A 23,343-nucleotide genomic window follows, 5' to 3' on the forward strand; every position below is an offset into this window, starting at 1 on the left:
TTTCCGAAAACGCAATGTCAGCCTAGCGTTAAAGCAATTCCAAGAGGTTATTCATGCTTCGTTTCGCAACCGTCCTTGCCGTGATCGCATCCCCCGCCCTGTCCCAGCAGGCCAGCGTGGCTGGCACCGATGGACAGAACGCGCTGGGTACGGTTCCCTGCGCCGGCAGAGCCGGTGATCCGCTGCAAAGCTGCAACGCCGAACTGCGCCGCCGTGATGATGGCACCGCAACATTGGCTGTGATGTTGCCCGGTGGTGATGTTCGCAGAATTTACTTCACCGATGGCATTCCGGATTCCAGCAGCTCGCCCTCACCGATCAACCATGAAGTTCGGGGCGACATCATGGTGATTTTCATCGAACCCGGCGAAGTGTATGAACTGCCCAAGGCCGCGCTGAACACTCAGTAAGCGTGAGGCTTCCCGTCGTAGGTTTCGAAACAACCTGTGTTGTCCAGCGACAGCGCATCGAAACGCTCCATCAGGCCGGCGACTGCCTGATCCACATGGATGTCAGCCGCTGAGCCACCCATGTCGGTCTTCACCCAGCCGGGGTGATAGATGCCTACCGCAATACCATCCGCCTTCAAGTCGACCGCCAGATTGCGCCCCAGATTCAAGGCCGCCGCTTTGGAGGCGCGGTAGATGTAGCTGCCGCCCGGCGCGCGAGTGTGCGAGGCCATCTGAGACGACATGATCGCAATCCGCCCCTCTGCCGCCCGCAGATTGGGCAACAACGACTGTACCGTCAAGAAAACACCAGTAACATTGGCCGCAAAACTCTGCGCCCACATCTCGGCGGGGTAGTCATCAATGTTGTGACCTTTGTCCAAATAAACGCCCGCATTGCAAATCAACAGGTCGACCGGCTGCCCTTTTAGCTGGTCAGCCATGGCTGCTTGATGCGCCGGATCGGTTACGTCTAATTGAACCTCGGCACTGCCATCCCGCGCAGTTCCCGTGACCTCATGACCCTGCGCGCGATACCGCTCTGCCAGAGCCGATCCAATTCCCCGATTGGCTCCGGTAATCACGATATGCATGGGTTAGTTTGTCTTTCTGCTGGGAATAAAAGGCAGTGGCGCAACCGGCACCCCGTCTTCGATCAGGGATTTCGCCTCATCCGGTTTCACTTCGCCATAGATCGAGCGCTCGGGTGCTTCGCCCAGATGCATCTTTCGCGCCTCCGAGGCGAAGTCATGGCCCACATAGTCCGAGTTTTCTTCGACCTTGCGGCGTAGTTCGGCCAAGACACGTTCAACTTCAGTAGGGGTGCTGGTCACGTTGATATCATCCGACGACGGTTTTGGCATTTGCGCCGTCTTCTGGGCATCCCGCGCAGGCCGGACACGCGGAGTCATGATCGCTTTTTCAACATGCGCACATCCACATACCGCGCATGTCACCATGCCCGAGGCTGCCAGCTTGTCGTAGGCTTCGGCAGATTGGAACCAGCTGTCGAAACTATGGCCCTTGCTGCACTTCAACGCGTATTGAATCATGGTCCTTCCAAAATGTCGGTTGGCGAATAGATACCGACCGAAACTCCAATATCAAGTCTCTCAATATTAAGTTTAGTGTATTCGGGGCGCAAATTTGCGCAAAATATCGGCAAGATCGGGCGAGTTGACTTTCGATGCGGCCTTTTGAAGCGTACACCATTTGCGTTTCCGCTGCCCTGTCTCGGGAAACTGATTCTGAACCTGATCCACATGCAGCGGGTAAACATCCACCACGCAAAGAACCGGTCCACGCTTAGCGCAGGTTTTGGCCATAGAGAACTGGCCCAGCTTGACCGGCACACATGTGCCAATCACGCCCGCCTCTTCCCAGGCCTCCTGAGCGGCAGTTTCCGAGGCGCTTAACCCATCAATCAGCCACCCTTTCGGGATGATCCAGCGCTGCGCCCTACGGGAGGTGATCAACAGAACCTCAGGACGACCCCGCGCCAGCCGATAGCACAACGCGGCTGCCTGAGGCAGGACCGGTACCTGCCCCACATCGAGGTCTAGACTGGACGCCCGAGAAACTTTCATCGCGCCGCACTCACTTTCGCATCAGATCAGTGCCTGTATACCGCGTCTTCTGTTAAGCTTTTATATCGCGGCCTGTTAAACTTAGTATACCACATGATGCGGCAGCGACCAAATTTAACCGCTACATACGCGCGCTGAGCCTGCGAACCAGAACATCTTGTGAGATATCCGCGTCCATCGCCAACCGACGCAAACCAAAGTGAACATGCGCGATTTGCTGGTAATACCGAGTGTAGATGTAGTTCGTCCCACCCCCCGCAAGCGCCCCCAGAACTGGTACGGATTGCGCCGCCAGTTTCTGACCCAACACAACCGATAGCTTTGGCGCCACAGCCGCAATCAGTTTGTGCATGGCGGGGCCTGTCAGCGTCAGGCGCACGGAAAAGAACCCCAGATCCGCTCCGTCATCGTGTGACAAGGGACCCGCGGCCGCCAACACCCGAACACAGTCGAATTTCACGTTTTCTTCAGCCGGGTCAAAGCCTTCGCGCGCTGCCGCGCCCTGGATTGAGCGCAACAGCATGGCCGTGGTCGCCGGCAACTCGACCAAGGCGGTAGACAGGCCACCCAATCCGCCCGCGGCGCCCATTGCCGTTGTCACCGCGGTATTCACCCAAGGGGCCTGGTCCGGCACGACCTGCCGTGATCCTTGTGCTGCCTGCATCGCCATCCAAAGGGCTTGTTCGGTCGCTCCGGTCAAGCCGTCGCGCAGGGGTTCGGGCAGTTGGTTCAGCAGGGATTCCGCCGACCCGCCCAAAGCGTTGAGCAGTTTGACACCCGCCCCACCTGCCGAGCGGTAGTGTTTCGCCAAGCGATCCAATTCCGCGTCCGCGTCGACACTGTCGATCAGTATAACATCCTGCATCCGAACCCTCCGTTCCTTGAAAGATCGGTATTTCGGCGCGGTGTTTCAATAGCTCAGCGCGTCCAGCGGGTTACGGCTCCGGTAATATTGTCCCACTTTCCGGGGCTCAGAGCCATGCCCAAAACACGCTCTGGGTTGGTCGGCGGAGGCATCTCAACCCCCTTCAATGGCGTGAAGCCAAAACGGGCATAATATGGCGCGTCGCCGACCAACATGACCCGGTCCCAACCCTTTTCCCGCCCCGTTTCAACGCCGGAATGGATGAGGTAGCCGCCAAGCCCCTCTCCCTGATGCGTGGGGTGAACTGCAACAGGACCCAACAGCAAGGCGTCATGATCACCGATATGAACAGGCCAGAACCGGATCGCTCCGGCCAGAATTCCCTGCCCATCGCGCGCAACCAATGACAAACCGGTTACCGGAGGCAAATCATCGCGCAAACGGTAAGAGGAAAGCGCCTCGCGCCCCGGCGCAAAGCACAGATCATAGAGGGCTTCGACCTCCCACCAATCCTGCGGCTCTTCCGGCCTGATCGCGAAGTGCTGCACGCCTGCCCTCTTTTCCTAGCTGGCAATCGCCCTAGCACTTCGTTACGCCTTGGGCAAACGCTTGGAGACCATATGTTCTATCGCCCCGAAGACGGCCACGGCCTGCCGCACAACCCGTTCAACGCCATCATCACCCCGCGCCCCATCGGATGGATTTCGTCGCGCGACGCAAATGGGATCAACAACCTAGCCCCCTACTCATTCTTCAACGGGGTTGCCTACACTCCGCCACAGGTGATGTTTGCCACAACCGGAACCAAGCACGACCAGGACGGCGGCAAGGACAGCATCGCAAATATCGAGGCAACGGGCGTATTCTGCGTGAACATCGTAGCCTTTGCCCACCGGGATGCGATGAACGCTAGTTCAGCCGGACTGCCAAAGGAAACCGACGAATTTTCCCATGCCGGCCTGACGGCGGTCGAGTGCGAAACCATCGCTTGCTCACGCGTTGCAGATGCGCCCGCTGCGCTGGAATGCAAGCTGACCGAAATCACAACCCTACCCGGTGAGGCGAACCGCGTTGTCTTTGGCGAAGTGACGGGGGTCCATCTGCGCGATGACTGCCTGAAAGATGGCAAATTCGACGTGACAACCTTCCAGCCTTTGGCGCGGCTTGGCTACCGAGACTATGCAGTTGTCACCGAGTTGTTTTCATTAAACAGGCCTGATGATTGATGCCTGCCCTTAGGGGGCGCTGCCCCCGCCGCTCTGCGGGCGACTCCCCCCGGATATTTCCAGCCAGATGAAGCAGGGGATCCTTCATTCATCTGGCCAATAAATATCCCGGAGCGCGAGGCAGAGCCTCGCAAATGACTCAGTGGCCGCCCAGGATGCCGGTACGGACCGAGTAGTCCACGGCCAAGCCGTAATCCGGGTCATCGTCGCTATCGACCATCAAGTGGCCCGCTTTGTTCAGCAGCTTATGGCAGTCGTGGCTAAGATGGCGCAGCATCACGCGCTTGCCCGCAGTCTCGTATTTTGCAGCAACGTTTTCGATGGCCTGAAGGGCGGATTGATCGACCACGCGGCTTTCGGCGAAATCTACAATGACTACGTCAGGATCGTTCGGAACGTCGAACAGCTCGACAAATCCGTCCGACGAGCCAAAGAACAAGGGCCCCTGAATTTCATAGACTTTCGCGCCCTTTTCCGTCTCAGAATCGCGGGTGACAGCATGAATACGCTTGGCGTTATTCCATGCATAGGCCAGGGCCGAAACAATCACGCCAACGACAACCGCAACCGCAAGGTCTTCCATCACCGTAACGACAGTCACCAGAACAATCACGAAGGCGTCCATCAAAGGCACCTTGCGCATGATCTTGAATGAGTTCCAGGCGAAGGTCCCAATCACCACCATGAACATCACGCCAACCAGCGCAGCCAGCGGGATTTGCTCAATCAGCGGCGAGGCGAACAAAATGAAGATCAGAAGGAACAGAGCAGCCGCGATACCCGCGATCCGGGTGCGGCCTCCAGATTTCACGTTGATCATCGACTGACCGATCATGGCGCAGCCACCCATGCCTCCGAAGAAGCCGGTGGCGACGTTTGCGACACCCTGCGCGATGCATTCCTGCGAGGCTCCGCCACGCTTGTTCGTGATCTCACCCACAAGGTTCAGAGTCAGCAGGGATTCAATCAGGCCGATGGCGGCCAGAATGACCGCGTAGGGCAAGATGATCTCAAGCGTTTCAAAATTCAACGGCACCATCGGGACGTGGAAGGCAGGCAAACCGCCCTCGATCGAGGCCAGATCACCGACGCGCGGCACATCCAGACCAAAGCCGATCACCAGCGCTGCAACGACCAGAATACCCGCCAGAGGGGCCGGAATGATACGCGTGATCCGCGGCATGACCCAGATGACTGCCATGGTCAGCGCGACGAGGCCCAACATGGTATAAAGCTGCATGCCCGAGAGCCATTCGCCCCCGCTCATCCCGTGGCCGGTGTTTTCCATGGTTCCGGGGACCTTAAACTGGCCCATCTGCGCCAGAAAGATTACAATCGCCAAACCGTTCACAAACCCCAACATCACCGGATGCGGCACAAGGCGAATGAAACGCCCCCAATGCATCGCGCCGGCAATCACCTGCAGAATGCCCATCAAAACCACGGTTGCGAACAAGTACTCGACCCCGTGCTGCGCGACCAACGCCACCATCACGACCGCCAGCGCACCAGTCGCGCCAGAAATCATACCCGGGCGGCCTCCGATCAGCGCGGTGATCAGGCCGACCATGAAGGCCGCGTAAAGACCAACCAGAGGATGCACGCCCGCGACAAAGGCAAAGGCCACGGCCTCGGGCACCAGAGCCAGAGCAACGGTCAGACCCGACAGCAGCTCAATCCGCAGGCGCGACACGGTCAGGCCTTCATCTGGCACCCAACGGAGATCGGGCTTGGCTATACGGTTGGCAAAGCTTGCCAGCATGGCTCGGGGCATGGGATGGTCCTGTGGGTCTTTATGTTCGCGCGAAAGGGGGCCTTTTACCTGTCAAAACCCCCAAGAGATACCGCGCCCAGCGGGACCCTGATATGCGTCAATCGCATAGCTTTACAGCACAACTCGCGACGAAACGGTGCAAATGGCTGAGACCACTTGCCAATTTCGCCTGTGACCCGCAGAGTTTGCCCGCATGAATCGAGCAGCGGAGACCCAACGTGACCCAAACAAAAATCGGCGTTATCGGCGGATCAGGCATTTACGACATCGACGGGCTGGAAAATGCGGAGTGGGTCCGGGTCGATACGCCATGGGGGGCGCCTTCCGATGAGGTTCTGACTGGCTCATTGGACGGGGTCGACATGGTGTTCCTGCCGCGACATGGGCGCGGACACATCCATTCACCGACCGAAGTGCCTTATCGCGCCAATATCGACGCGTTAAAGAGGCTGGGTGTGACAGATGTGATCTCGGTCTCGGCCTGCGGATCATTCCGCGAGCATATGGCGCCGGGTGATTTCGTGATTGTGGATCAGTTCATCGACCGGACCTTTGCACGCGAGAAGAGCTTTTTCGGAACCGGCTGCGTCGCCCATGTCAGCGTTGCGCATCCGACCTGCCCGCGCTTGTCGAATGCCTGCGAAGAGGCCGGAATAGCCGCTGGTATCACCGTGCATCACGGCGGCACCTATCTGGCGATGGAGGGGCCGCAGTTTTCGACCCTGGCAGAGTCCAAGATGTACCGCGAACAATGGGGTTGCGATGTGATCGGCATGACCAATATGCCCGAGGCAAAACTCGCCCGCGAGGCCGAACTTTGCTATGCCTCCGTCGCGATGGTCACCGACTATGACAGCTGGCACCCAGATCATGGCGAGGTCGACGTGACCTCGATCATCGCAACCCTCACCGGGAATGCAGAAAAGGGCCGGGCCTTGGTAAAAGGACTACCGGCGTTGCTGGGCCCGATCCGCACGCCTTGCCCGCATGGGTGTGACCGAGCCCTGGACCATGCAATCCTGACGGCCCCGGAAGATCGCGACCTGACCGTGCTGGCTAAGCTGGACGCGGTGGCGGGCCGGATTCTGTAATCTTACTGCGGGGGCAGATTGTCCTGCACGGTCTGCCACAAGCCATGCGACCAGAGATCATTGTGGGTACCGCCCTCGATCATGAACAATTGCGCTTCGCCACCTTCGGCAAGCGCTGTTCCGTGACGTGGAGGGACGACGATGTCCTCGGTGCCATGAAAGATCAGCGTCGGCACCTCGATCTGGCCGATAATGTCGCGGGTGGCGAACTTGTCGTGCATGAGAAGTGAGACAGGTAGCCAAGGGTAGCGCTCGGCCGCGACATCAACGGTTGCGGTAAATGGTGCCTCCAAGACCAGCAGCTCCGCGTCGGGGCGCTGCGCGGCAACAGCCGCTGCGACGCCGGTTCCAAGGCTCTGACCGTGGAGCACAGCGGATTGGCCCTGCGCGCTTAACTGGTCGTAGAGGGCCAGACCGTCAGCGACGAAAGCGGCCTCGGATGGGGTGCCATCGCTGCCGGGGAACCCGCGATAACTTGGCGCGAGCAGACCGAAGCCACTGTTCAGGATTTCGCGCAGCCGGTCGGCGCGATCCCCAAGATTGCCGCTTTGCCCATGGAAAAACAGAACGGTCGGAGAACCCTCAACCACTGCAGGTGCGGACCAGACCGTCAGATCAATGCCATCCGACATGGGCAGCGATAGGACCTCGACGTCCGCCAAACCGACCGCGCTAGGTTCAGGCAACACGCCGGATGGTTTGAAAAGCAGAGCGCGCTGATTCACATACATATAAGCCACGGCCAACACGTAGAGCGCCGCGATCACCGCAATCAGGACAAACGCGCCTTTTCTCAGCCGCGCTGTGTGGTCCTGCGTCATTTTCTGAGTCTGCTCCATCGGGACCTCCATTCAACCGTCTTATCAGTCTGGGCATCGATGCGCGGGATTCAAGAGAGATGTATCAGGCTTAATCCGACCTTTAGAATTTCTGTGCGAGGCTGAAACTGCTTGACGACTGCTCCGTGTGAGGGCTTGCTGCGAGGCGAAAAGGAACAGGATGACCCATGTCTTTAGAACTCTGGCTGGCCTTTGTGGCCGCATCGACCGCGTTGTTGTTGATCCCCGGACCGACCGTGCTGCTGGTTCTCAGCTATGCGCTATCAAAAGGGCGCAGCGTGGCGGTTGCCTCGGCCACCGGAGTTGCTGTTGGTGATCTTGTCGCAATGACAGCGTCTCTGCTGGGTTTGGGCGCTTTAGTTCTGGCCTCTGCCACGTTGTTTTCTGTGTTGAAGTGGATCGGGGCCGCCTATCTGGTCTGGTTGGGCATCAAACTGTTGCGCAGCGCGCCATCGGGTGGGTTGAACCCGGTTGAAACAGGGCGTGATGTTACCGCGCGCGGGGTTTTCGGACATGCGGCAGCAGTTACCGCCCTAAACCCGAAATCAATCGCATTTTTCATTGCCTTCGTCCCGCAGTTCCTGCGCCCAGCCGAACCCTTGGGCCCTCAATTCGCGATCCTGATTGCGACCTTCGTCGGCCTCGCCTGGCTGAACGCGCTGGCTTACGCGCTTCTGGCCGATCGACTGCGACTCATGATCGGGCGCGCGGGCGTGATCAACGCGATGACACGGTTCGGAGGTCTGGCTCTGATCGGAATGGGCGTTGCGACGGCTGTTCTGCGGCGGCCCGCCTAGTCTTCTGCGTTTTCTTTCATGAACCCGCGGATAAAGCGGCGGATTTCGCGTGCAGCTGACGTGTCCAGCTCTTTGCACAATTCGACAAAGGCATCACGTTCGTCCTTGTCCAGACGCAACACCAACTGACTGTTTTTCTTGGTAGAACCCTTACCGTCTTTCTTCGCCACGCGCCTTAATCCCGCAAACTACTTGATTCTTTCCGCGATGCAATGTATATACATAGCATATAGGATGTAGATATCGGGCACCTAACAACAAAAAAAGGATTTTGGCAATGAACCTTCATGCGGCTCAAGCATTTCTTTTGAGAGACCAGCGCAATTGGCGCAAACCTCACCTGTCGTGGCTGCCCGCCAAGCTGTACCGGTACTACGGGTTAGCAAAGGCCGTTCCGAACCGGCGCAGATAGGCGCAGGCGGCATTCTATCCTTGCAAGGTTGACGCCAATGGGCCAAACACCCCGCGTGTTCTGATGCCAAAGGGGTGCCTCATGTCCAGAAACAACTCGGTCAAGGATTACATCCGAACCATCGTCGATTTCCCTCATGAAGGGATCATGTTTCGTGACGTCACCACCCTGTTTGCCGATCCGCGCGGATTTCGCATGGCCATCGACCAGATGCTGCACCCCTATGCGGGCGAGCGGATCGATAAGGTCGTCGGGCTTGAAGCGCGCGGTTTTATTCTGGGCGGCGCTATTGCACACCAGTTGAGCGTCGGTTTTGTTCCCATCCGCAAAAAGGGCAAGCTGCCCGGCACCACGATCAGCCAAGACTACAAGTTGGAATATGGCGAGGCGATCGTCGAGATCCACGATGACGCCATCCAAGCCGGCGAAAAGGTCTTAGTCGTCGATGACCTGCTGGCAACTGGCGGCACCGCTGGCGCTGGCATCAAACTGATCGAACGGTTGGGGGGCGAGATCATCTCTTGCGCGTTTATTGTGGACCTCCCGGAACTGGGCGGGCGCAAAGTGCTTGAGGATATGGGCATGGATGTTCATGTCCTATGTGAATTCGAAGGTCTGTGAGCCGAAAAAACTCACATATTATTGTATTGAAATTTGAAACAGCGTTGGCTTAGCGCTGTTTCGCGACTGTTCAAGGCAATTCTTTGCGCAAAACGCGTGATCCGTATGCGCAGATCGCCGTATCCCGATTGATGCTGCTTGAAGCATTTCTAATTTGGGAGACCATAAAATGTTCCGCAAACTCGCAGTCGCTAGCGTCGCAACGATCCTGTTGGGCACATCCGCAATGGCAGACGGTCATGGCAAAGACATCGTCGATACCGCCGTCTCAGCCGGTAGCTTCGAAACCCTCGTCGCCGCCGTTCAGGCCGCCGAACTTGTAGACACTCTGAAAGGCGAAGGTCCCTTCACCGTGTTCGCCCCTACGGATGAAGCGTTCGCAGCTCTGCCTGAAGGCACAGTGGCCGACCTGCTGAAGCCCGAAAACAAAGACCAGTTGGTCGCCGTGCTGACCTACCATGTGGTGCCGGGCAAAGTAATGTCGGGCGATCTGTCTGACGACATGACCGCAGCCACGGTACAGGGCGGCGATATCACGATTGATCTGGATTCGGGCGTGATGGTGAATGACGCCAACGTCGTTCAGGCCGATATCGAGACATCAAACGGCGTGATCCACGTGATCGACAAGGTCATTCTGCCCGCATCGTAAAGCAAGTCGTAAAGCAAGCAGACACGGTCCGGGTCGTCCATCGTCCGGGCCGTGTCTACGCCTTCAGGATCGCTCCGGGATTCATGATCCCTTTTGGGTCCAACGCAGCCTTGATCCCTCGCATCGCCTGAAGTTTGACGGGATCGCCATAGCGCTCTAGGTCCTCGACCTTCAACCGCCCTACCCCGTGTTCCGCGCTGACCGAGCCGTCAAACGCGTGAACCAGATCGTGAACCGCACTCTTCACCGCTTTGCGGTGATCATCAAAGGCATCGCGGCTCTGCCCCTTGGGCGGGAAGACGTTGTAATGAAGGTTGCCATCGCCCAAATGCCCGAAACAGTTGATACGGAACGGACCTAACGCACCGATCACCTCGGCCCCTTGCCGAATGAAGTCGGGAATGGTCGAAATCGGGACCGAGATATCGTGGCTTGAGACGGACCCGATCAGGCGATTGGCCTCAGGGATACGCTCACGAACAGCCCACAGCGCGCGGCGCTGCGCCTCGCTCTGGGCAATCACGCCATCTTGGACAAGGCCCCGAGGCTCCGCAGCAGCGAAAATCGCCTCCAAACGCTCAGACGCGGTCTGTCCGGCCGCCAATCCAAGCTCGATAAGCACGCTCCATTCGGGCGGAGTATCGAATGGCTGGCGAACATCGGGCAGCACCTCGGTCAGGAAATCCAACCCTTGCCGGTGGATCAGTTCAAACGAACTGACCGTCTCGCCCACCAAATCGCGCGCAAGGGCCAGCAGGTCGATCGCGGCCTCGGGCGAGGCCACTTGAAACATCGCTGTCCCTACCTCAGCCGGACGTGGAAACAGCTTAAGGGAGGCGGCGGTTATGATCCCCAGCGTCCCCTCGGACCCAATCAACAGATTGCGCAGATCATAGCCCGTGTTGTCTTTTCTCAACCGGCTCAGCCCATGCCAGATTTCACCGCTGGGCAACACCGCCTCTAGCCCAAGGCACAGATCACGCGCATTGCCATACCGCAGCACATTGACGCCCCCGGCATTGGTCGCAAGGTTGCCGCCGATCCGGCACGACCCCTGCGCGGCCAGAGATAGGGGAAACAGCCTGTCCGCCGCCTCTGCTGCGGCCTGTACATCCTCGAGAACGGCCCCAGCCTCGGCAATCAGAACGTTTTCAGTTGGATAAACCTCGCGAATGGCGGTCATACGCTCCAGCGAGACCAGCAAAGGTGCCGGACCGGAGGTCATGACCTGACCGCCCACCAAGCCCGTGCCGCCGCCATAGGGCACAATCGGCACGCGCGCATCCGAGGCAAGCCGTACCAGCGCCGCCACGTCCTGCACGCTACGCGGCAGGGCCAGCAGCCCAATTTCGCCGGCAAACCGGTTGCGCGGCTCTTCCAGGTAACGTTCAGAAACCGGACGCAACGCATCATCGCCCAATTCAGCGCGAATAGCGTCAGCAAGCTTGGCATCTGCGGGGTTCAAATCCATACGCCTTCCTTGCCCAACATGCGCGCGACCGGCAAGCCCTATTCCAGATCGATCAGATATTGCGGTTCCAGCACGACAACTGTGGGCCGGTCCGGCAAACTGCGCAGCGAGACGGTCAACTCTGACACACCTTCGCGCACGACCGGGAAGTCATTGCGAATATCGACGAGAAAGCGATCCAGCGAGAAACCGGAAAACCAATGCATAGGAATAATCACTGAGCTTTTCAGCCGCTTGAGGACCGAGATCATCTCGGGCAGAGGCATGGTCGTCCCGCCATCGACGGCTGCCATCACCACATCCAAACGCCCCAGCGCGGCAAACTGTTCGTCCGAGGGCACGTGATGCAAATGCCCCAAATGACCGATGCACAACCCTTCGACCTCGAACACGAAAATCGAGTTCCCCTTCTCCTCGACCCCACCATAGGACGACCGGATATCGGTCGAGACATTGCGCACCAGCATCTCGCCCAGATCGAGATGATGATCGATCCCCTGCCCGAACTCACCCCACCCCGGCAGCACGTGTGGAATGGCCGGGTCGGGATGCGCCGTCCAATGGGTGCTGTGCGCATGGTTCATCGTCACGACATCGGGGATCAGATCGGCACTGCCGATAAACCCGGTGAAATCCGTGACTGCGTTCAAACCACCCGCAGTCTGGATCAGAAAGGAGGCATGCGCGACATAGCTGATCCGCACCGAAAACTCCGGCACCGGGTCCTGCCACGCGGCCCTTTGCAGATATTCAATCCCAGGCGCTGCGTCGGCGATGGCGATACAATGGCTCGGCCGCCGCTCCTGCGCCGCAGCCGCACCCGAGAGAAACATCAAAACAGCCAAAACCCAGCGCATAGAAGGAGTGTAGCGCATCCCTCCGCCAAGTCATGCCCCTTGTTCATCTGGACAAAAATATCCCGGGCGGGAGGCGCGGTTTGCCGCGACGGGGGCAGAGCCCCCTACCCTGCGTCCGTCCGGCCCCGCCGGTCCGACCTCAAACTGGCGTAGAGAACATGCGTCCGCCACCGCCCGTTGATCTGCAGATAGGACTGCGCAACACCCTCGTATTTGAAACCCGAGCTTTCCAGCAGCCCGCGAGAGGGTTTGTTTTCGGGCAAGCACGCCGCCTCAATCCGGCTCAGGTCCAGACGTGTGAAGGCGTGATGAACGACTGCGCCGATGGCCTCGCGCATATAGCCGTTGCGCGCAAAACTCTGCCCGGTCCAATAGCCCAGCGTTCCAGCCTGCGCAGGGCCGCGGCGGATGTTGTCCAGCGTGATCGCCCCAACCAGCACGTCATCCGAACGACGGAACAGAAACAACGGTATCGCGGTTCCGCTGGCGACCGAGCGCTGCGCCCAATAGACCCGGTTGGTGAAAGACTTGCGGCTTAAATGGTCCTGCGCCCAGATCGGCTCCCAGGGGGTCAGGTACTCCTCTGACGCGCGGCGCAGAGCGGCCCATTCGTTGAAGTCGGAGTGCACAGGCGGGCGCAGCCTTAGCCGCGCGGTTTCAAGTTTCAGCTTGCGCCTGCCTAACAGCATCACGCCGCACGCCTCTCCTGCAGTTCTGCCAAGGATGGCGCGCCCGAGACCGGACCATAGAGCGCCAAGGCCGCCGGGGCCTGAACGGCCATGCGTTCGGCGAAGGCCCGGACATCTGCGGTACTGACAGCATCAATCTTGGCGACGGTATCTTCCAACGAAGGCACCCGTCCCCAGATTTGCACCAGACGCGCCAGACGCTCAGCCCGGTTCGAGGGGCTTTCCAGCCCCATCAGCATCCCGGCTTTCATCTGCGCACGGGCACGCGCGACCTCTTCTTCGCTCATGTCATCGGCAGCGCGCTTCATCTCGTCAATCGTGATGGTTGCCAGCTTTGCGACCTGATCGGCAGATGTCCCCGCGTAGATCGTGGTCGTGCCGGTATCCGCATAGGCCCCGGTCTGCGCAAAGATCGTGTAGCAGAGCCCGCGCGACTCGCGCACCTCCTGGAACAGGCGCGAGGACATGCCACCGCCCAACGCCGTCGAATAGATCTGAGCGGTATAGATCCCGTCGTCGCGATAGCCCGGGCTTTCCAGCGCCAGCGCGAAATGCGCCTGTTCCAGCTCTTTCTCCTGCCGCGCCTCACCGCCGGTGAACCGGCCCGGTTCGGCGACCAGCCCTTTGCGTGGTTGCAGGTGACCAAACATCTCTTCGGCCATTTTCATCAGCGCATCGTGATCCACCGCCCCAGCAGCAGACAGGATCATCTGCTCGGGGCCATAGTGTTCTGCCACAAAGCCTGACAGATCCTCACGCGAGAACGCGCTAACCCGCTCGGTCGGTCCCAGAATGGTCCGCCCCAATGGCTGATCGTGGTAGCTCTGCTCTTGCAGCCAGTCAAAGATCACGTCGTCCGGTGTGTCATAGGCCTGACCGATCTCTTGAAGGATCACGCCGCGTTCGACCTCGATCTCACGCGGGTCGAAAACCGGGTTCAGAACGATATCACCGATAACGTCCATCGCCAGCGCCACGTCATCCTTCAGGACACGCGCGTAATAGGCCGTTACCTCGCGCGAGGTGTAGGCGTTGATGTATCCACCCACATCCTCAATCGCCTCGGCGATTTGCAGCGCGGAACGCCGCTCGGTTCCCTTGAAGGCCATATGTTCAAGGAAATGGGCGATCCCGTTCTGTTCGATCCGCTCATGCCGCCCGCCGGCGGTTACCCAGATGCCGATGGCCGCCGATTGCAGCCCCGGCATATGTTCACTGACGATACGAAAGCCGTTCTTCAGTTGGTCCTGTCTGACAGTCACTCAGCGATATGCCTTCTGATATGATCCTCGAGGGCACCCAGATCATTGGCGATGCGGGTCACCCGTTCCGGACGTTCATACAGATCAGACATGCGGGATGGAAGAGGCGGATGTTCCCCGCTCGCCTTCTCGACCGCTGCCGGGAATTTCGCGGGGTGCGCGGTGGCCAGAGTGATCATCGGCACATCCGCTGCGCGGTGATCCTCGGCCACTTTGATGCCGATGGCCGAATGCGGGCAGACCAGCTCAGCACTGTGGGCCAGAGTGTGTTTGATCGTCTCAAGCGTCTCATCCTCGGACACGCGGCCCGAATCAAAGCTCTCGCGCAGAGCCTCCATCGCGCCTTGACTGACGTTGAAGCCGCCGGATTTCAGCTCATCCATCAACTGAGCGACCGCACTGCCATCCTCGTCATAGGCATAGTACAGGGCGCGTTCAAAGTTTGAGCTGACCTGAATATCCATCGACGGGCTGATCGAGGGGATGGTCTCGCCTTTGAAATATCCCTCACCCGACAGGCAGCGGTGCAGAATGTCGTTCTGGTTGGTCGCCACAACCAGTCGGTCGATGGGCAGCCCCATACGTTTGGCCAGATAGCCTGCGAAGATGTCCCCGAAATTGCCGGTGGGCACGGTGAAGCTGACTTTGCGATGCGGCGCGCCAAGGCTGACAGCCGCCGAGAAGTAGTACACGATCTGCGCCAGAACGCGGGCAAAGTTGATCGAGTTTACGCCCGCCAATTTGACCTCATCCCGGAAGTCGAAATCGTTGAACATATCCTTCAGTGCGGCCTGACAATCGTCAAAGTCACCATCCACGGCGAGCGCATGGACATTGCTGTCCGCTGGCGTCGTCATCTGGCGGCGCTGCACCTCGGACACCCGTCCATGCGGATAGAGGATGAACACATCCACCGCATCCAGGCCCCGGAATGCCTCAATCGCTGCCGAGCCGGTATCGCCGCTGGTCGCGCCAACGATGGTGACACGGTCGTTGCGGCGATTCAGGGCCACCTGGAACAGCTGACCGATCAGCTGCATGGCAAAATCCTTGAAGGCCAACGTTGGCCCGTGGAACAGTTCCAACAGGAAGTGGTTTTCGTTCAACTGCTTTAGCGGCGCGCGGGCGTCGTGACCGAAGCCTTCATAGGCGCGGGCGATGATCTGTTTGAACTCATCCTCTGCGAAGGAACCGCTGACATAGGGCCACATCACGCGAAACGCGATCTCCTCGTAGGACTGACCAGCCATGGCGGCGATCTCGTCATGGCTGAGCGTAGGGATTTCGGCCGGCAGGTACAGGCCACCGTCACGGGCCAGCCCGGTCAGCATCGCCTCTTCAAAGCTCAGTTCAGGCGCTTGGCCACGGGTCGAGATGTATTTCATTGCGGGTCACTCTCAGAAGGGGCGCGATTGCGCCACAGGAAGTATCCGGTCATCGCGGCCCAGACGAGGGCCAATCCAAACCATGTGATTGCATATTGCAGGTGATCATTGGGAATCCCGGCCGTGTCGACAGGTAGTGGGGTCACGCCCGGATCGGTCTGAGTCCGGGCGATCAGCAGGATCGGCTCGGCCCCCAGAGCGGCGGCCAGATTGGGCACGTCGCGGGCGAACCAGATGTTGCTGTCGATATCGGCCTCGGGCGTGTAGCTGTCGATCTCATCGGGCCAATGCAGGTTGCCTGTCACCTCCATCGGGCCGGTCAAACGATCAGTCTGCTTGGCCGTGGTGGGCACAAAACCGCGGTCAACCAGAATGGTGCGATCCTGGGTGCTGAATGACTGGATGATGCGATACCCGGCACCGACCTGCTTGACTGAGACCAGAACGTGGATCTCGCCAGGCTCCATATCACCGGAGATCGTCACAGGCAGATATTTGTCTTCATCCTCTGACACCTGTTGCGGCAGCGGAACTGGTTCGGCGGCGATGCGGCTGTCAATCTCGGACAGGATCTCTTGTTTCCAAGCCAGACGCTGGACCTGCCAGGTACCAAGCCACAGCAAGACGCCCAAACCGGCGAGACTGAAGATCAGCAGAAACAGAGTGCGGCGCATGGAAGGACTATCGCTCGTTGCAGGAACCGGCGTCTTGTTAAGGGGGGCAGGCACGAGAATGCAACCACGCAATTGTATGGGGCGCAATCTTGCCCTCGAAAATGCGGAAAAGCCGCCCCGAAGAGCGGCTTTTGCAGTTCAATACCAGAGCCGCTTAGAACAGCGGCGCCTGTCCCCAGATGTAGACTGCGAAGAACAGGAACAGCCAGACCACGTCAACGAAGTGCCAGTACCAGGCTGCGGCCTCAAAACCGACGTGCTTCTCGGGGGTGAAGTCCCCTTTCATCGCGCGGATCAAACACACAGTCAGGAAGATCGTACCGATGACGACGTGGAAGCCGTGGAAGCCGGTTGCCATGAAGAAGTTCGAGTAGAACTGGTCACCGCCAAACTGCCAATCCTCATGGGCCAGCAGTTCATAGTATTCAAACGCCTGAAGCGCCGTGAACAGGATACCCAGTACGATACCGATGGCCAGACCGTTGATCAGCGCCTTGCGATCGTTGTCGTGAACCAGAGCGTGGTGCGCCCAGGTGATCGCACAGCCCGACAGCAGCAGGACCAGAGTGTTGATCAGCGGCAGGTGGAACGGATCAACCGCGTGAATATCCGGCTGGATATATTCGGTGCCCGCATAGTCGTACATCGGGTACATGCGATGTTTGAAGAACGACCAGAACCAGGCGAAGAAGAACATCACCTCGGACATCACGAACAGGATGAAGCCATAGCGCAGGCCGATGCGCACAACTGGCGTGTGGTCGCCCTGACGGCTTTCCACCACAACTTCGGACCACCAGGCGAACATGGTGTACAGCACGGCGACGAGACCGGCCCAGAACAGCCACGGCGTCACACCGTGCATCCAAAGGACGGCTCCGAACAGCATCACAAAGCCACCGACAGCGCCGATCAGCGGCCAGATCGACGGGGCCAGAATGTGATAATCATGGTTTTTTGCGTGTGCCATCAGCGTCCCTCACCTAAAGGCGTTAGTTCGTGTTTGTGTCTTCCTGCGTTTCAAGGGCGGCATAGCCCTCGGGCAGGTCAATTTCGTAGAATGTATACGACAGAGTAATCGTATGCACATATTTCGCTTCGAGGTCTTCGACCATTTCCGGATCAACAAAGAAGCTGACCGGCATCTCTACCCGCTCACCGGGTTGCAGAACCTGCTCTTCAAAGCAGAAACAGGCGATTTTCTGGAAATATCCACCCGCCGAATAGGGCGCAACGTTGTAAGACGCCTGTCCGGCAATCGGGCGATCGGTCGGGTTGTAGGCCTCGTAAAAGGCCAGCCCGGTTTCACCGATGCGAACCTCCATCTCACGTTCGACGGGCTTGAACTCCCACGCCATATCCTTGGCTTTGGAGGCGTCGAAGCGGACCGTCACTTTGCGGTCGAGGATATCATCAGGCGCGGCTTCGGCGACGCCGGTGGTGCCCCCGAACCCGGTGACACGACAGAACCAGTCGTAAAACGGCACAGCCGCCCAGGCGAGGCTGCCCATCAGGACAACCACACCCACGGTTTGCATAACAGTTTTCTGAGGACCGGACAGAGCCATCAGTTTTGCACCTCCAGCACCGGTTGTCCCAAGCTGGTGCCCGAGACCTTGACGATTGTGAGGCCGAAGATGATCACGATGAAGGCCGCAAGTGTCAGGCCAACACCCAGATTTCGGCTGAAACGACGTTCGTGAATTTCGTGGCTTTTGCGCAGGCTCATCACCACCCTCCCAAGCCGTAGGGTTTCAGCAGTGCCTCAACCAGAATCGCGCCAAAATGCAGGAACAGGTACAGCAGAGACAGTTTGAAGAAACTCCGCTCGACCTTGAAATTGTCTGCTTCCGCGTCGTCTTCGGTACGGCGCGAGATCTGCCATGCGCCGCGCAGGAACAGGGCGTTCAGCACCAGGGCAACGGCCAGATAGACTGGTCCACCGATGTCTGAGAACGCGGTGCCGACGGCCAGAACAGCCAGAAGGCCAGTGTACACTAGAATGTGCGTACGGGTCGCGCGGCGGCCATGGGTCACGGTCAGCATGGGCACGCCAGCATCGTCATAGTCCGAGCGCATGAACAGCGCCAGCGCCCAAAAATGCGGAGGCGTCCACATGAAGGTCAGGGCGAACATCAACCACGGCTCAAGCGTCATCGACCCGGTTGCGGCAACCCAGCCGATCACCGGAGGGAATGCACCTGCCGCGCCGCCAATCACGATGTTCTGCGGCGTCGAGCGCTTCAGCCACATCGTGTAGACCACAACGTAGAAGAAAATGGTGAAGCCAAGAAACGCCCCTGCAAACCAGTTGGTCGCAAGGCCCAGCATGATCACCGACAGGCCCGACAGAGCGAGGCCCAGGGAAAGCGCCTCGCCTTCCTGTACTTTACCGGCGGGAATCGGACGGCCTTTGGTCCGCTTCATAACCCGGTCGATATCCGCATCCCACCACATGTTCAGTGCACCAGACGCGCCGCCACCGATGGCGATAAACAGGATGGCGCAGAAACCCACGAAAGGATGCACCGACGCCGGAGCCGCCAGCAAGCCGACCAGAGCCGTAAACACGACCAGAGACATCACACGCGGCTTCAGCAGGGCGAAATAATCGCCAAAGCTGGCCTCATCCGCGTATGCCTTGGCGGTCGATGTGCTGGCATTGATGCTTGCGTCGGTCATCTTGGGTCCTTTTGGGGCGAAAGCTGCGCGCTCTAGCGCGCAGCCAACGAGTATTCTAAGGCGCGAACGCCCAGTCTATGCTCAGTTCGAGGCCACCTGAAAGTTCTGCGGCGTGCCCGCATATTCTTCGATCGCGCCATTCAGCCACTGTTCATAGGCCTCTTCGCTGACCACTTTGACGGTGATCGGCATGTACGCGTGGTCCTTGCCGCAAAGCTCGGAGCACTGGCCGAAATAAACGCCCTCTTTGTCAGCTTCGAACCACAGCTCGGCCAGACGACCGGGAACGCCGTCCTGCTTCACGCCGAAGGACGGGATCGTCCACGAGTGGATCACGTCAGAGGCGGTAACCTGCATCACGATAACCTTGCCGACCGGAACCACAACAGCGGTATCAGTGGCCAGCAGCCATTCATCGTCGCTGTAGCCCGCATCAGCCAGTTTGGCGCGCATAGCGTCATCCAGAACGAAAGGGGTCACATCCGCATCTGCGGGGCGTGCACCCTCATCCAGCGTGGCGGGGTGGCCAAGCAGGTAACTGTCGAATGCGAAATCGTGATCAACATACTCGTAGGTCCAGTACCACTGGTTGCCGACCACTTTGATGACCACGTCACCTTCGGGAATTTCCTGCTGTTTGAACAGAACTGGTAGAGAGAAGGCGCCGATGAACACCAGAATCAGGATCGGGCCCAAAGTCCAGGCGATCTCAACCGGGGTATAGTGCGAGAACCGCGCCGGTGTCGGGTTGGCGCGCTGATTGTAGCGCACGATGCAGTAAACCAGCAGCGCAGCAACAAACAGGCAGATCACGGTGATGATCACCAGAATCATCGCGTCCAGCCTGTGAATCCCGTCTGCAAGGCTGGTCGCTGCGGGTTGAAAGCCCATTCCACCGTCAACCGGCTTGCCAATTATCTCAAGCTCCTGAGCCATGGCGGGAAGGCTGGAGAGGGCCGTAGCAAGCCCGGAAAGCATCAAAGCATTCTTCATGTCTTGTCCTGATCGTTTGATCTTTGCGTCTCTGGCGAAAAGGTATGAATCGGTGAAACCACACCCGTTGTCTTTGGCCGCGTTAAAAACCATATTCCTGCGGGTAGATAAAGCAAAATGCTTGCGTCAAACAGACGCTATTTTTGATCTGGATCAAACCGGAAAGGTCACAACCCATGACTCAGGCCCCGTTTCGCCCTTTTGAAAGCGCTCTTCCGCATGATCAAGCGCTCTCCATTTTGCAATCGGCGACCGCCGGGGCCGAGGACGGAGAATTGTTTGTCGAACGGCGGAAATCTGAGTCTCTGGTCTTTGACGATGGTCGGTTGAAGACCGCATCCTACGATGCGTCCGAGGGATTCGGGCTGCGGGCCGTTCAGGGCGAAGTAGCAGGCTATGCACATTCGACAGACGTTTCTATTCCCGCGTTGAAACGCGCGTCCGAGACCGCTCGGCTGGCCGTTGGCGACGGAGGGGGCACCTTGGCCGAGGCCCCTATGGCAACAAACAAACGCCTCTATACCGATGAAGATCCCATCGAAACCGCCAGCTTTCCGGTCAAAGTCGAGACCCTACGCGAGATCGACGCATTCGCTCGTGATCTGGACCCCCGCGTCGTGCAAGTCAGCGCGACCATCGCCGCCGCAGTGCAAGAGGTCGAGATCCTGCGCCCCGACGGCGTGCTGGTGCGCGACGTGCGCCCGATGACTCGGGTTAATGTCTCGGTCATTGTCGAGCAGAATGGCCGCCGTGAAAGTGGCTCGGTGGGTGGAGGAGGTCGCGTCGGCCTGAGCGGACTGATCGACCCCGCCGACTGGCAGAACAAGGCGCGTGAGGCCCTGCGGATTGCGCTGGTCAACCTCGAAGCCGTCCCTGCCCCTGCCGGAGTTATGGAGGTCGCCTTAGGCCCCGGCTGGCCCGGTATTCTGTTGCACGAAGCCATCGGGCACGGGCTGGAAGGGGATTTCAATCGCAAAGGCAGCTCGGCCTTTGCAGGTCTGATGGGGCAGCAAATTGCCTCCAAGGGCGTGACCGTAGTGGATGATGGCACGATTGCTGACCGGCGCGGCTCGATCACTGTGGATGACGAGGGAACGCCAAGCTCTCGGACTGTCCTGATTGAGGACGGAATCCTGACTGGGTACATGCAAGACCGCCAGAACGCACGCCTGATGGGCGTCGCCCCGACCGGCAATGGACGGCGGCAAAGCTACGCGCACAAACCGATGCCCCGCATGACCAACACGGTGATGTTGGGCGGCGATGCCGACCCGGCTGCTCTGGTTGCTGATATCAAGGACGGGATCTGGGCCGTGGGTTTCGGTGGTGGTCAGGTCGACATCACCAACGGCAAGTTCGTCTTTTCCTGTACCGAGGCCTATCGGGTCGAAAACGGCAAGATCGGCGCTCCGGTCAAAGGCGCGACGCTGATCGGGGATGGACCCTCTGCGCTGAACCGCATCCGTGGGTTGGGCAACGACATGGCGCTGGATCCGGGAATGGGAACCTGCGGCAAGGATGGTCAATGGGTGCCCGTGGGTGTTGGCCAACCGACAGTTCTGATGGACGGACTGACCGTCGGAGGCTCTGCTGCCTGAGTCGGAATCACATGACGATAGAAAGGCGCAGGGTTAACCCTGCGCTTTTTTGCCAGAGTGGCAGAGGTCAATTGGAATTTCGGCTCATTCACCTTGGTGGAATTTTTATTATTATATTTCAATTGCTTAACAGCATTCTCCGGAGAACACGCCTAGAAAATTGCATCTAATTTTCAACGATTTACAGGCTGTTAACCCCGACACCCGTAAACCAGTTCTGCAATCAGGCGGAGCATCGGATGACCGAAGAGCAGCATTCTTCCAATCACCCCCCACTCCCACCCACCACGGAAGAGGATCGGTTTTCGTGGCTCCGCCTGTTGCGCTCTCGCAAGGTTGGTCCGGCGACGTTTCGTCGGCTGCTAAGCGAACATGGCTCAGCGCAGAACGCGCTGGCCGCGCTGCCTGAAATGGCACGCGCTGCCGGAATAAACGGGTATGAAATCTGCCCTTCCAGCGTGATTGAGGCGGAACTCAAGGCCGCACAAGCCGCCAAAGCGCGGCTTGTGTGCCTTGGGTCCGCCGATTTTCCAATAACTTTGCAGGATGTATCTGACGCGCCGCCGCTTCTATGGGCTGTTGGCGATCTTACGATGCTGCAGAAACCCGCAATCGCAATGGTGGGCGCGCGCAATTGTTCCTCGCTCGGCGCGCGTATGGCCCGTGGTCTGGCGAAAGAACTGGGCGATCTCGGCCACGTCATTGTCTCTGGTCTTGCCCGAGGGATCGACACTTCGGCCCACATGGCCGCGCTGGACACTGGCACCATCGCTGTGATGGCCGGAGGGGTTGATGTCATCTACCCGGCCGAGAACAGCGAACTGGCGTATAAGATCGGCGAGACAGGTCTACGCCTGTCAGAGCAACCTATGGGGCTGACACCACAAGCCCGCCACTTTCCGCGCCGCAACCGGATTATATCTGGGCTGGCACAGGCGGTTGTGGTCGTTGAGGCTGCAGCCAAATCGGGCAGCCTGATCACTGCAAGGGACGCGCTGGACCAGGGGCGCGAGGTTCTCGCCGTTCCCGGTCATCCGTTCGATGCGAGGGCCTCAGGTTGCAATTTGTTGATTCGGGACGGCGCGACCTTGATCCGGTCTGCGGAAGATGTGATCGAAGCCCTGCCCAAGGGAGAAGACCTCTTCCAAACGCGCAGTGAGCCCATTGCTCCGGCAACACCTGAACCCGCTGTTGCGCTGCACGATCAAATTTTGGAACGCCTCGGCCCATCGCCTATCGCCGAAGACCAACTGCTGCGTGATATCGCAGCTTCGGCGGGTGATCTTGGGCCCGCTTTGGTAGATCTGGAACTTGAGGGCCGAATCCAGCGCCAACCCGGTGGGCTTTTGTCGCTAGCAAGCTGAAAAAGGGCGTGCCGCCAAGCGGCCCGCTGTGAGGCTTAGCCTGCACTGAAAGTGCA

27 protein-coding genes are annotated in these 23,343 nt (G+C 59.0%); 8 read left to right on the forward strand and 19 right to left on the reverse strand.

Annotated elements, in window-relative coordinates; genetic code table 11:
* Positions 1 to 53 precede the first annotated feature (53 nt).
* Positions 54 to 410: a hypothetical protein gene (locus ACR0AI_RS10970; protein WP_170377907.1), complete on the forward strand. Its 357-nt coding sequence runs from the start codon at positions 54 to 56 to the stop codon at positions 408 to 410.
* On the opposite strand, the gene ACR0AI_RS10975 is transcribed toward ACR0AI_RS10970, so the two are convergent.
* The 5 genes from ACR0AI_RS10975 to ACR0AI_RS10995 all read right to left on the reverse strand — a co-directional run bounded on the left by ACR0AI_RS10975 (position 404) and on the right by ACR0AI_RS10995 (position 3,448).
* Entirely contained in the window at positions 404 to 1,042 is a 639-nt protein-coding gene (locus ACR0AI_RS10975) for an SDR family oxidoreductase (RefSeq protein WP_480674062.1), read from the reverse strand. The genes ACR0AI_RS10970 and ACR0AI_RS10975 overlap by 7 nt on opposite strands.
* A gap of 3 nt (positions 1,043 to 1,045) precedes the next feature.
* Positions 1,046 to 1,501: a DUF1178 family protein gene (locus tag ACR0AI_RS10980; RefSeq protein ID WP_170471911.1), complete on the reverse strand. Its 456-nt coding sequence runs from the start codon at positions 1,499 to 1,501 to the stop codon at positions 1,046 to 1,048.
* A 72-nt stretch (positions 1,502 to 1,573) separates the two neighbouring features.
* Entirely contained in the window at positions 1,574 to 2,035 is a 462-nt protein-coding gene (locus ACR0AI_RS10985; protein ID WP_480674059.1) for an NUDIX hydrolase, read from the reverse strand.
* 121 nt (positions 2,036 to 2,156) lie between these two features.
* Positions 2,157 to 2,900 (reverse strand): EcsC family protein, encoded by a 744-nt coding sequence (locus ACR0AI_RS10990; protein WP_480674057.1) that lies wholly within the window; start codon positions 2,898 to 2,900, stop codon positions 2,157 to 2,159.
* A gap of 53 nt (positions 2,901 to 2,953) precedes the next feature.
* Positions 2,954 to 3,448 (reverse strand): GNAT family N-acetyltransferase, encoded by a 495-nt coding sequence (locus ACR0AI_RS10995; protein ID WP_480674055.1) that lies wholly within the window; start codon positions 3,446 to 3,448, stop codon positions 2,954 to 2,956.
* A gap of 72 nt (positions 3,449 to 3,520) precedes the next feature.
* Here ACR0AI_RS10995 and ACR0AI_RS11000 point away from each other — a divergent pair, with 72 nt between their 5' ends.
* Complete coding sequence (locus ACR0AI_RS11000; RefSeq protein ID WP_480674053.1) at positions 3,521 to 4,126, forward strand: flavin reductase family protein; 606 nt, start codon at positions 3,521 to 3,523, stop codon at positions 4,124 to 4,126.
* 139 nt (positions 4,127 to 4,265) lie between these two features.
* Here ACR0AI_RS11000 and ACR0AI_RS11005 read toward each other — a convergent pair whose 3' ends face one another.
* Positions 4,266 to 5,900 carry a SulP family inorganic anion transporter gene (locus ACR0AI_RS11005; protein WP_480674051.1) on the reverse strand — a complete coding sequence of 545 codons (1,635 nt, stop codon included), beginning with the start codon at positions 5,898 to 5,900 and terminating at the stop codon, positions 4,266 to 4,268.
* A gap of 218 nt (positions 5,901 to 6,118) precedes the next feature.
* Between ACR0AI_RS11005 and ACR0AI_RS11010 the strand changes: the two genes are divergently transcribed.
* Positions 6,119 to 6,991, forward strand: coding sequence for an S-methyl-5'-thioadenosine phosphorylase (locus tag ACR0AI_RS11010; RefSeq protein WP_480674049.1), 873 nt, complete (start codon positions 6,119 to 6,121; stop codon positions 6,989 to 6,991).
* Positions 6,992 to 6,993: 2 nt separating this feature from the next.
* Here the strand turns inward: ACR0AI_RS11010 and ACR0AI_RS11015 are convergent, their stop codons facing one another.
* Positions 6,994 to 7,830, reverse strand: a complete 837-nt coding sequence (locus ACR0AI_RS11015; protein ID WP_480674048.1) for an alpha/beta hydrolase — start codon at positions 7,828 to 7,830, stop codon at positions 6,994 to 6,996.
* A gap of 167 nt (positions 7,831 to 7,997) precedes the next feature.
* On the opposite strand from ACR0AI_RS11015, the gene ACR0AI_RS11020 reads away from it, so the two are divergent.
* Positions 7,998 to 8,627, forward strand: a complete 630-nt coding sequence (locus tag ACR0AI_RS11020; RefSeq protein ID WP_170377892.1) for a LysE family translocator — start codon at positions 7,998 to 8,000, stop codon at positions 8,625 to 8,627.
* Here the strand turns inward: ACR0AI_RS11020 and ACR0AI_RS11025 are convergent.
* Positions 8,624 to 8,797 (reverse strand): hypothetical protein, encoded by a 174-nt coding sequence (locus ACR0AI_RS11025; protein WP_170354960.1) that lies wholly within the window; start codon positions 8,795 to 8,797, stop codon positions 8,624 to 8,626. The genes ACR0AI_RS11020 and ACR0AI_RS11025 overlap by 4 nt on opposite strands.
* Before the next feature lie 323 nt (positions 8,798 to 9,120).
* Here ACR0AI_RS11025 and ACR0AI_RS11030 point away from each other — a divergent pair, with 323 nt between their 5' ends.
* Positions 9,121 to 9,660, forward strand: a complete 540-nt coding sequence (locus ACR0AI_RS11030; RefSeq protein WP_170477435.1) for an adenine phosphoribosyltransferase — start codon at positions 9,121 to 9,123, stop codon at positions 9,658 to 9,660.
* Positions 9,661 to 9,829: 169 nt separating this feature from the next.
* Complete coding sequence (locus ACR0AI_RS11035; protein WP_170377886.1) at positions 9,830 to 10,312, forward strand: fasciclin domain-containing protein; 483 nt, start codon at positions 9,830 to 9,832, stop codon at positions 10,310 to 10,312.
* A 55-nt stretch (positions 10,313 to 10,367) separates the two neighbouring features.
* Here the strand turns inward: ACR0AI_RS11035 and ACR0AI_RS11040 are convergent, their stop codons facing one another.
* From ACR0AI_RS11040 to coxB, 11 genes are all read right to left on the reverse strand, one after another.
* Positions 10,368 to 11,783, reverse strand: coding sequence for an FAD-binding oxidoreductase (locus tag ACR0AI_RS11040; RefSeq protein ID WP_480674047.1), 1,416 nt, complete (start codon positions 11,781 to 11,783; stop codon positions 10,368 to 10,370).
* Positions 11,784 to 11,821: 38 nt separating this feature from the next.
* Positions 11,822 to 12,658, reverse strand: a complete 837-nt coding sequence (locus ACR0AI_RS11045; protein WP_480674045.1) for an MBL fold metallo-hydrolase — start codon at positions 12,656 to 12,658, stop codon at positions 11,822 to 11,824.
* 86 nt (positions 12,659 to 12,744) lie between these two features.
* Positions 12,745 to 13,329: a GNAT family N-acetyltransferase gene (locus tag ACR0AI_RS11050; protein ID WP_170378135.1), complete on the reverse strand. Its 585-nt coding sequence runs from the start codon at positions 13,327 to 13,329 to the stop codon at positions 12,745 to 12,747.
* Complete coding sequence (locus ACR0AI_RS11055; RefSeq protein ID WP_480674042.1) at positions 13,329 to 14,591, reverse strand: M16 family metallopeptidase; 1,263 nt, start codon at positions 14,589 to 14,591, stop codon at positions 13,329 to 13,331. The genes ACR0AI_RS11050 and ACR0AI_RS11055 overlap by 1 nt, the downstream gene beginning before the upstream one ends.
* Positions 14,588 to 15,976, reverse strand: a complete 1,389-nt coding sequence (gene thrC, locus ACR0AI_RS11060; RefSeq protein WP_480674040.1) for a threonine synthase — start codon at positions 15,974 to 15,976, stop codon at positions 14,588 to 14,590. Before thrC ends, ACR0AI_RS11055 begins: the two co-directional genes overlap by 4 nt.
* Positions 15,973 to 16,650: an SURF1 family protein gene (locus ACR0AI_RS11065; protein WP_170639326.1), complete on the reverse strand. Its 678-nt coding sequence runs from the start codon at positions 16,648 to 16,650 to the stop codon at positions 15,973 to 15,975. Before ACR0AI_RS11065 ends, thrC begins: the two co-directional genes overlap by 4 nt.
* Positions 16,651 to 16,804: 154 nt before the next feature.
* Positions 16,805 to 17,620, reverse strand: a complete 816-nt coding sequence (locus ACR0AI_RS11070; protein WP_170766175.1) for a cytochrome c oxidase subunit 3 — start codon at positions 17,618 to 17,620, stop codon at positions 16,805 to 16,807.
* A 22-nt stretch (positions 17,621 to 17,642) separates the two neighbouring features.
* On the reverse strand, positions 17,643 to 18,218 hold the full coding sequence (locus tag ACR0AI_RS11075) for a cytochrome c oxidase assembly protein (RefSeq protein ID WP_480674037.1): 576 nt from the start codon (positions 18,216 to 18,218) through the stop codon (positions 17,643 to 17,645).
* A complete protein-coding gene (locus tag ACR0AI_RS11080) occupies positions 18,218 to 18,379 on the reverse strand; it encodes a hypothetical protein (RefSeq protein ID WP_480674035.1) in 162 nt (53 codons plus the stop codon). Before ACR0AI_RS11080 ends, ACR0AI_RS11075 begins: the two co-directional genes overlap by 1 nt.
* Positions 18,379 to 19,332: a heme o synthase gene (cyoE, locus tag ACR0AI_RS11085; protein ID WP_480674033.1), complete on the reverse strand. Its 954-nt coding sequence runs from the start codon at positions 19,330 to 19,332 to the stop codon at positions 18,379 to 18,381. Before cyoE ends, ACR0AI_RS11080 begins: the two co-directional genes overlap by 1 nt.
* 81 nt (positions 19,333 to 19,413) lie before the next feature.
* Positions 19,414 to 20,325 (reverse strand): cytochrome c oxidase subunit II, encoded by a 912-nt coding sequence (coxB, locus tag ACR0AI_RS11090; RefSeq protein WP_170471948.1) that lies wholly within the window; start codon positions 20,323 to 20,325, stop codon positions 19,414 to 19,416.
* 176 nt (positions 20,326 to 20,501) lie between these two features.
* Between coxB and tldD the strand changes: the two genes are divergently transcribed.
* Together tldD and dprA are read left to right on the forward strand one after the other, a co-directional pair.
* Positions 20,502 to 21,923 (forward strand): metalloprotease TldD, encoded by a 1,422-nt coding sequence (gene tldD, locus ACR0AI_RS11095; protein WP_480674031.1) that lies wholly within the window; start codon positions 20,502 to 20,504, stop codon positions 21,921 to 21,923.
* Positions 21,924 to 22,162: 239 nt separating this feature from the next.
* Positions 22,163 to 23,287 carry a DNA-processing protein DprA gene (gene dprA, locus ACR0AI_RS11100; RefSeq protein ID WP_480674029.1) on the forward strand — a complete coding sequence of 375 codons (1,125 nt, stop codon included), beginning with the start codon at positions 22,163 to 22,165 and terminating at the stop codon, positions 23,285 to 23,287.
* Positions 23,288 to 23,343 lie beyond the last annotated feature (56 nt).

Source organism: Ruegeria sp. BG3 (assembly GCF_056538485.1).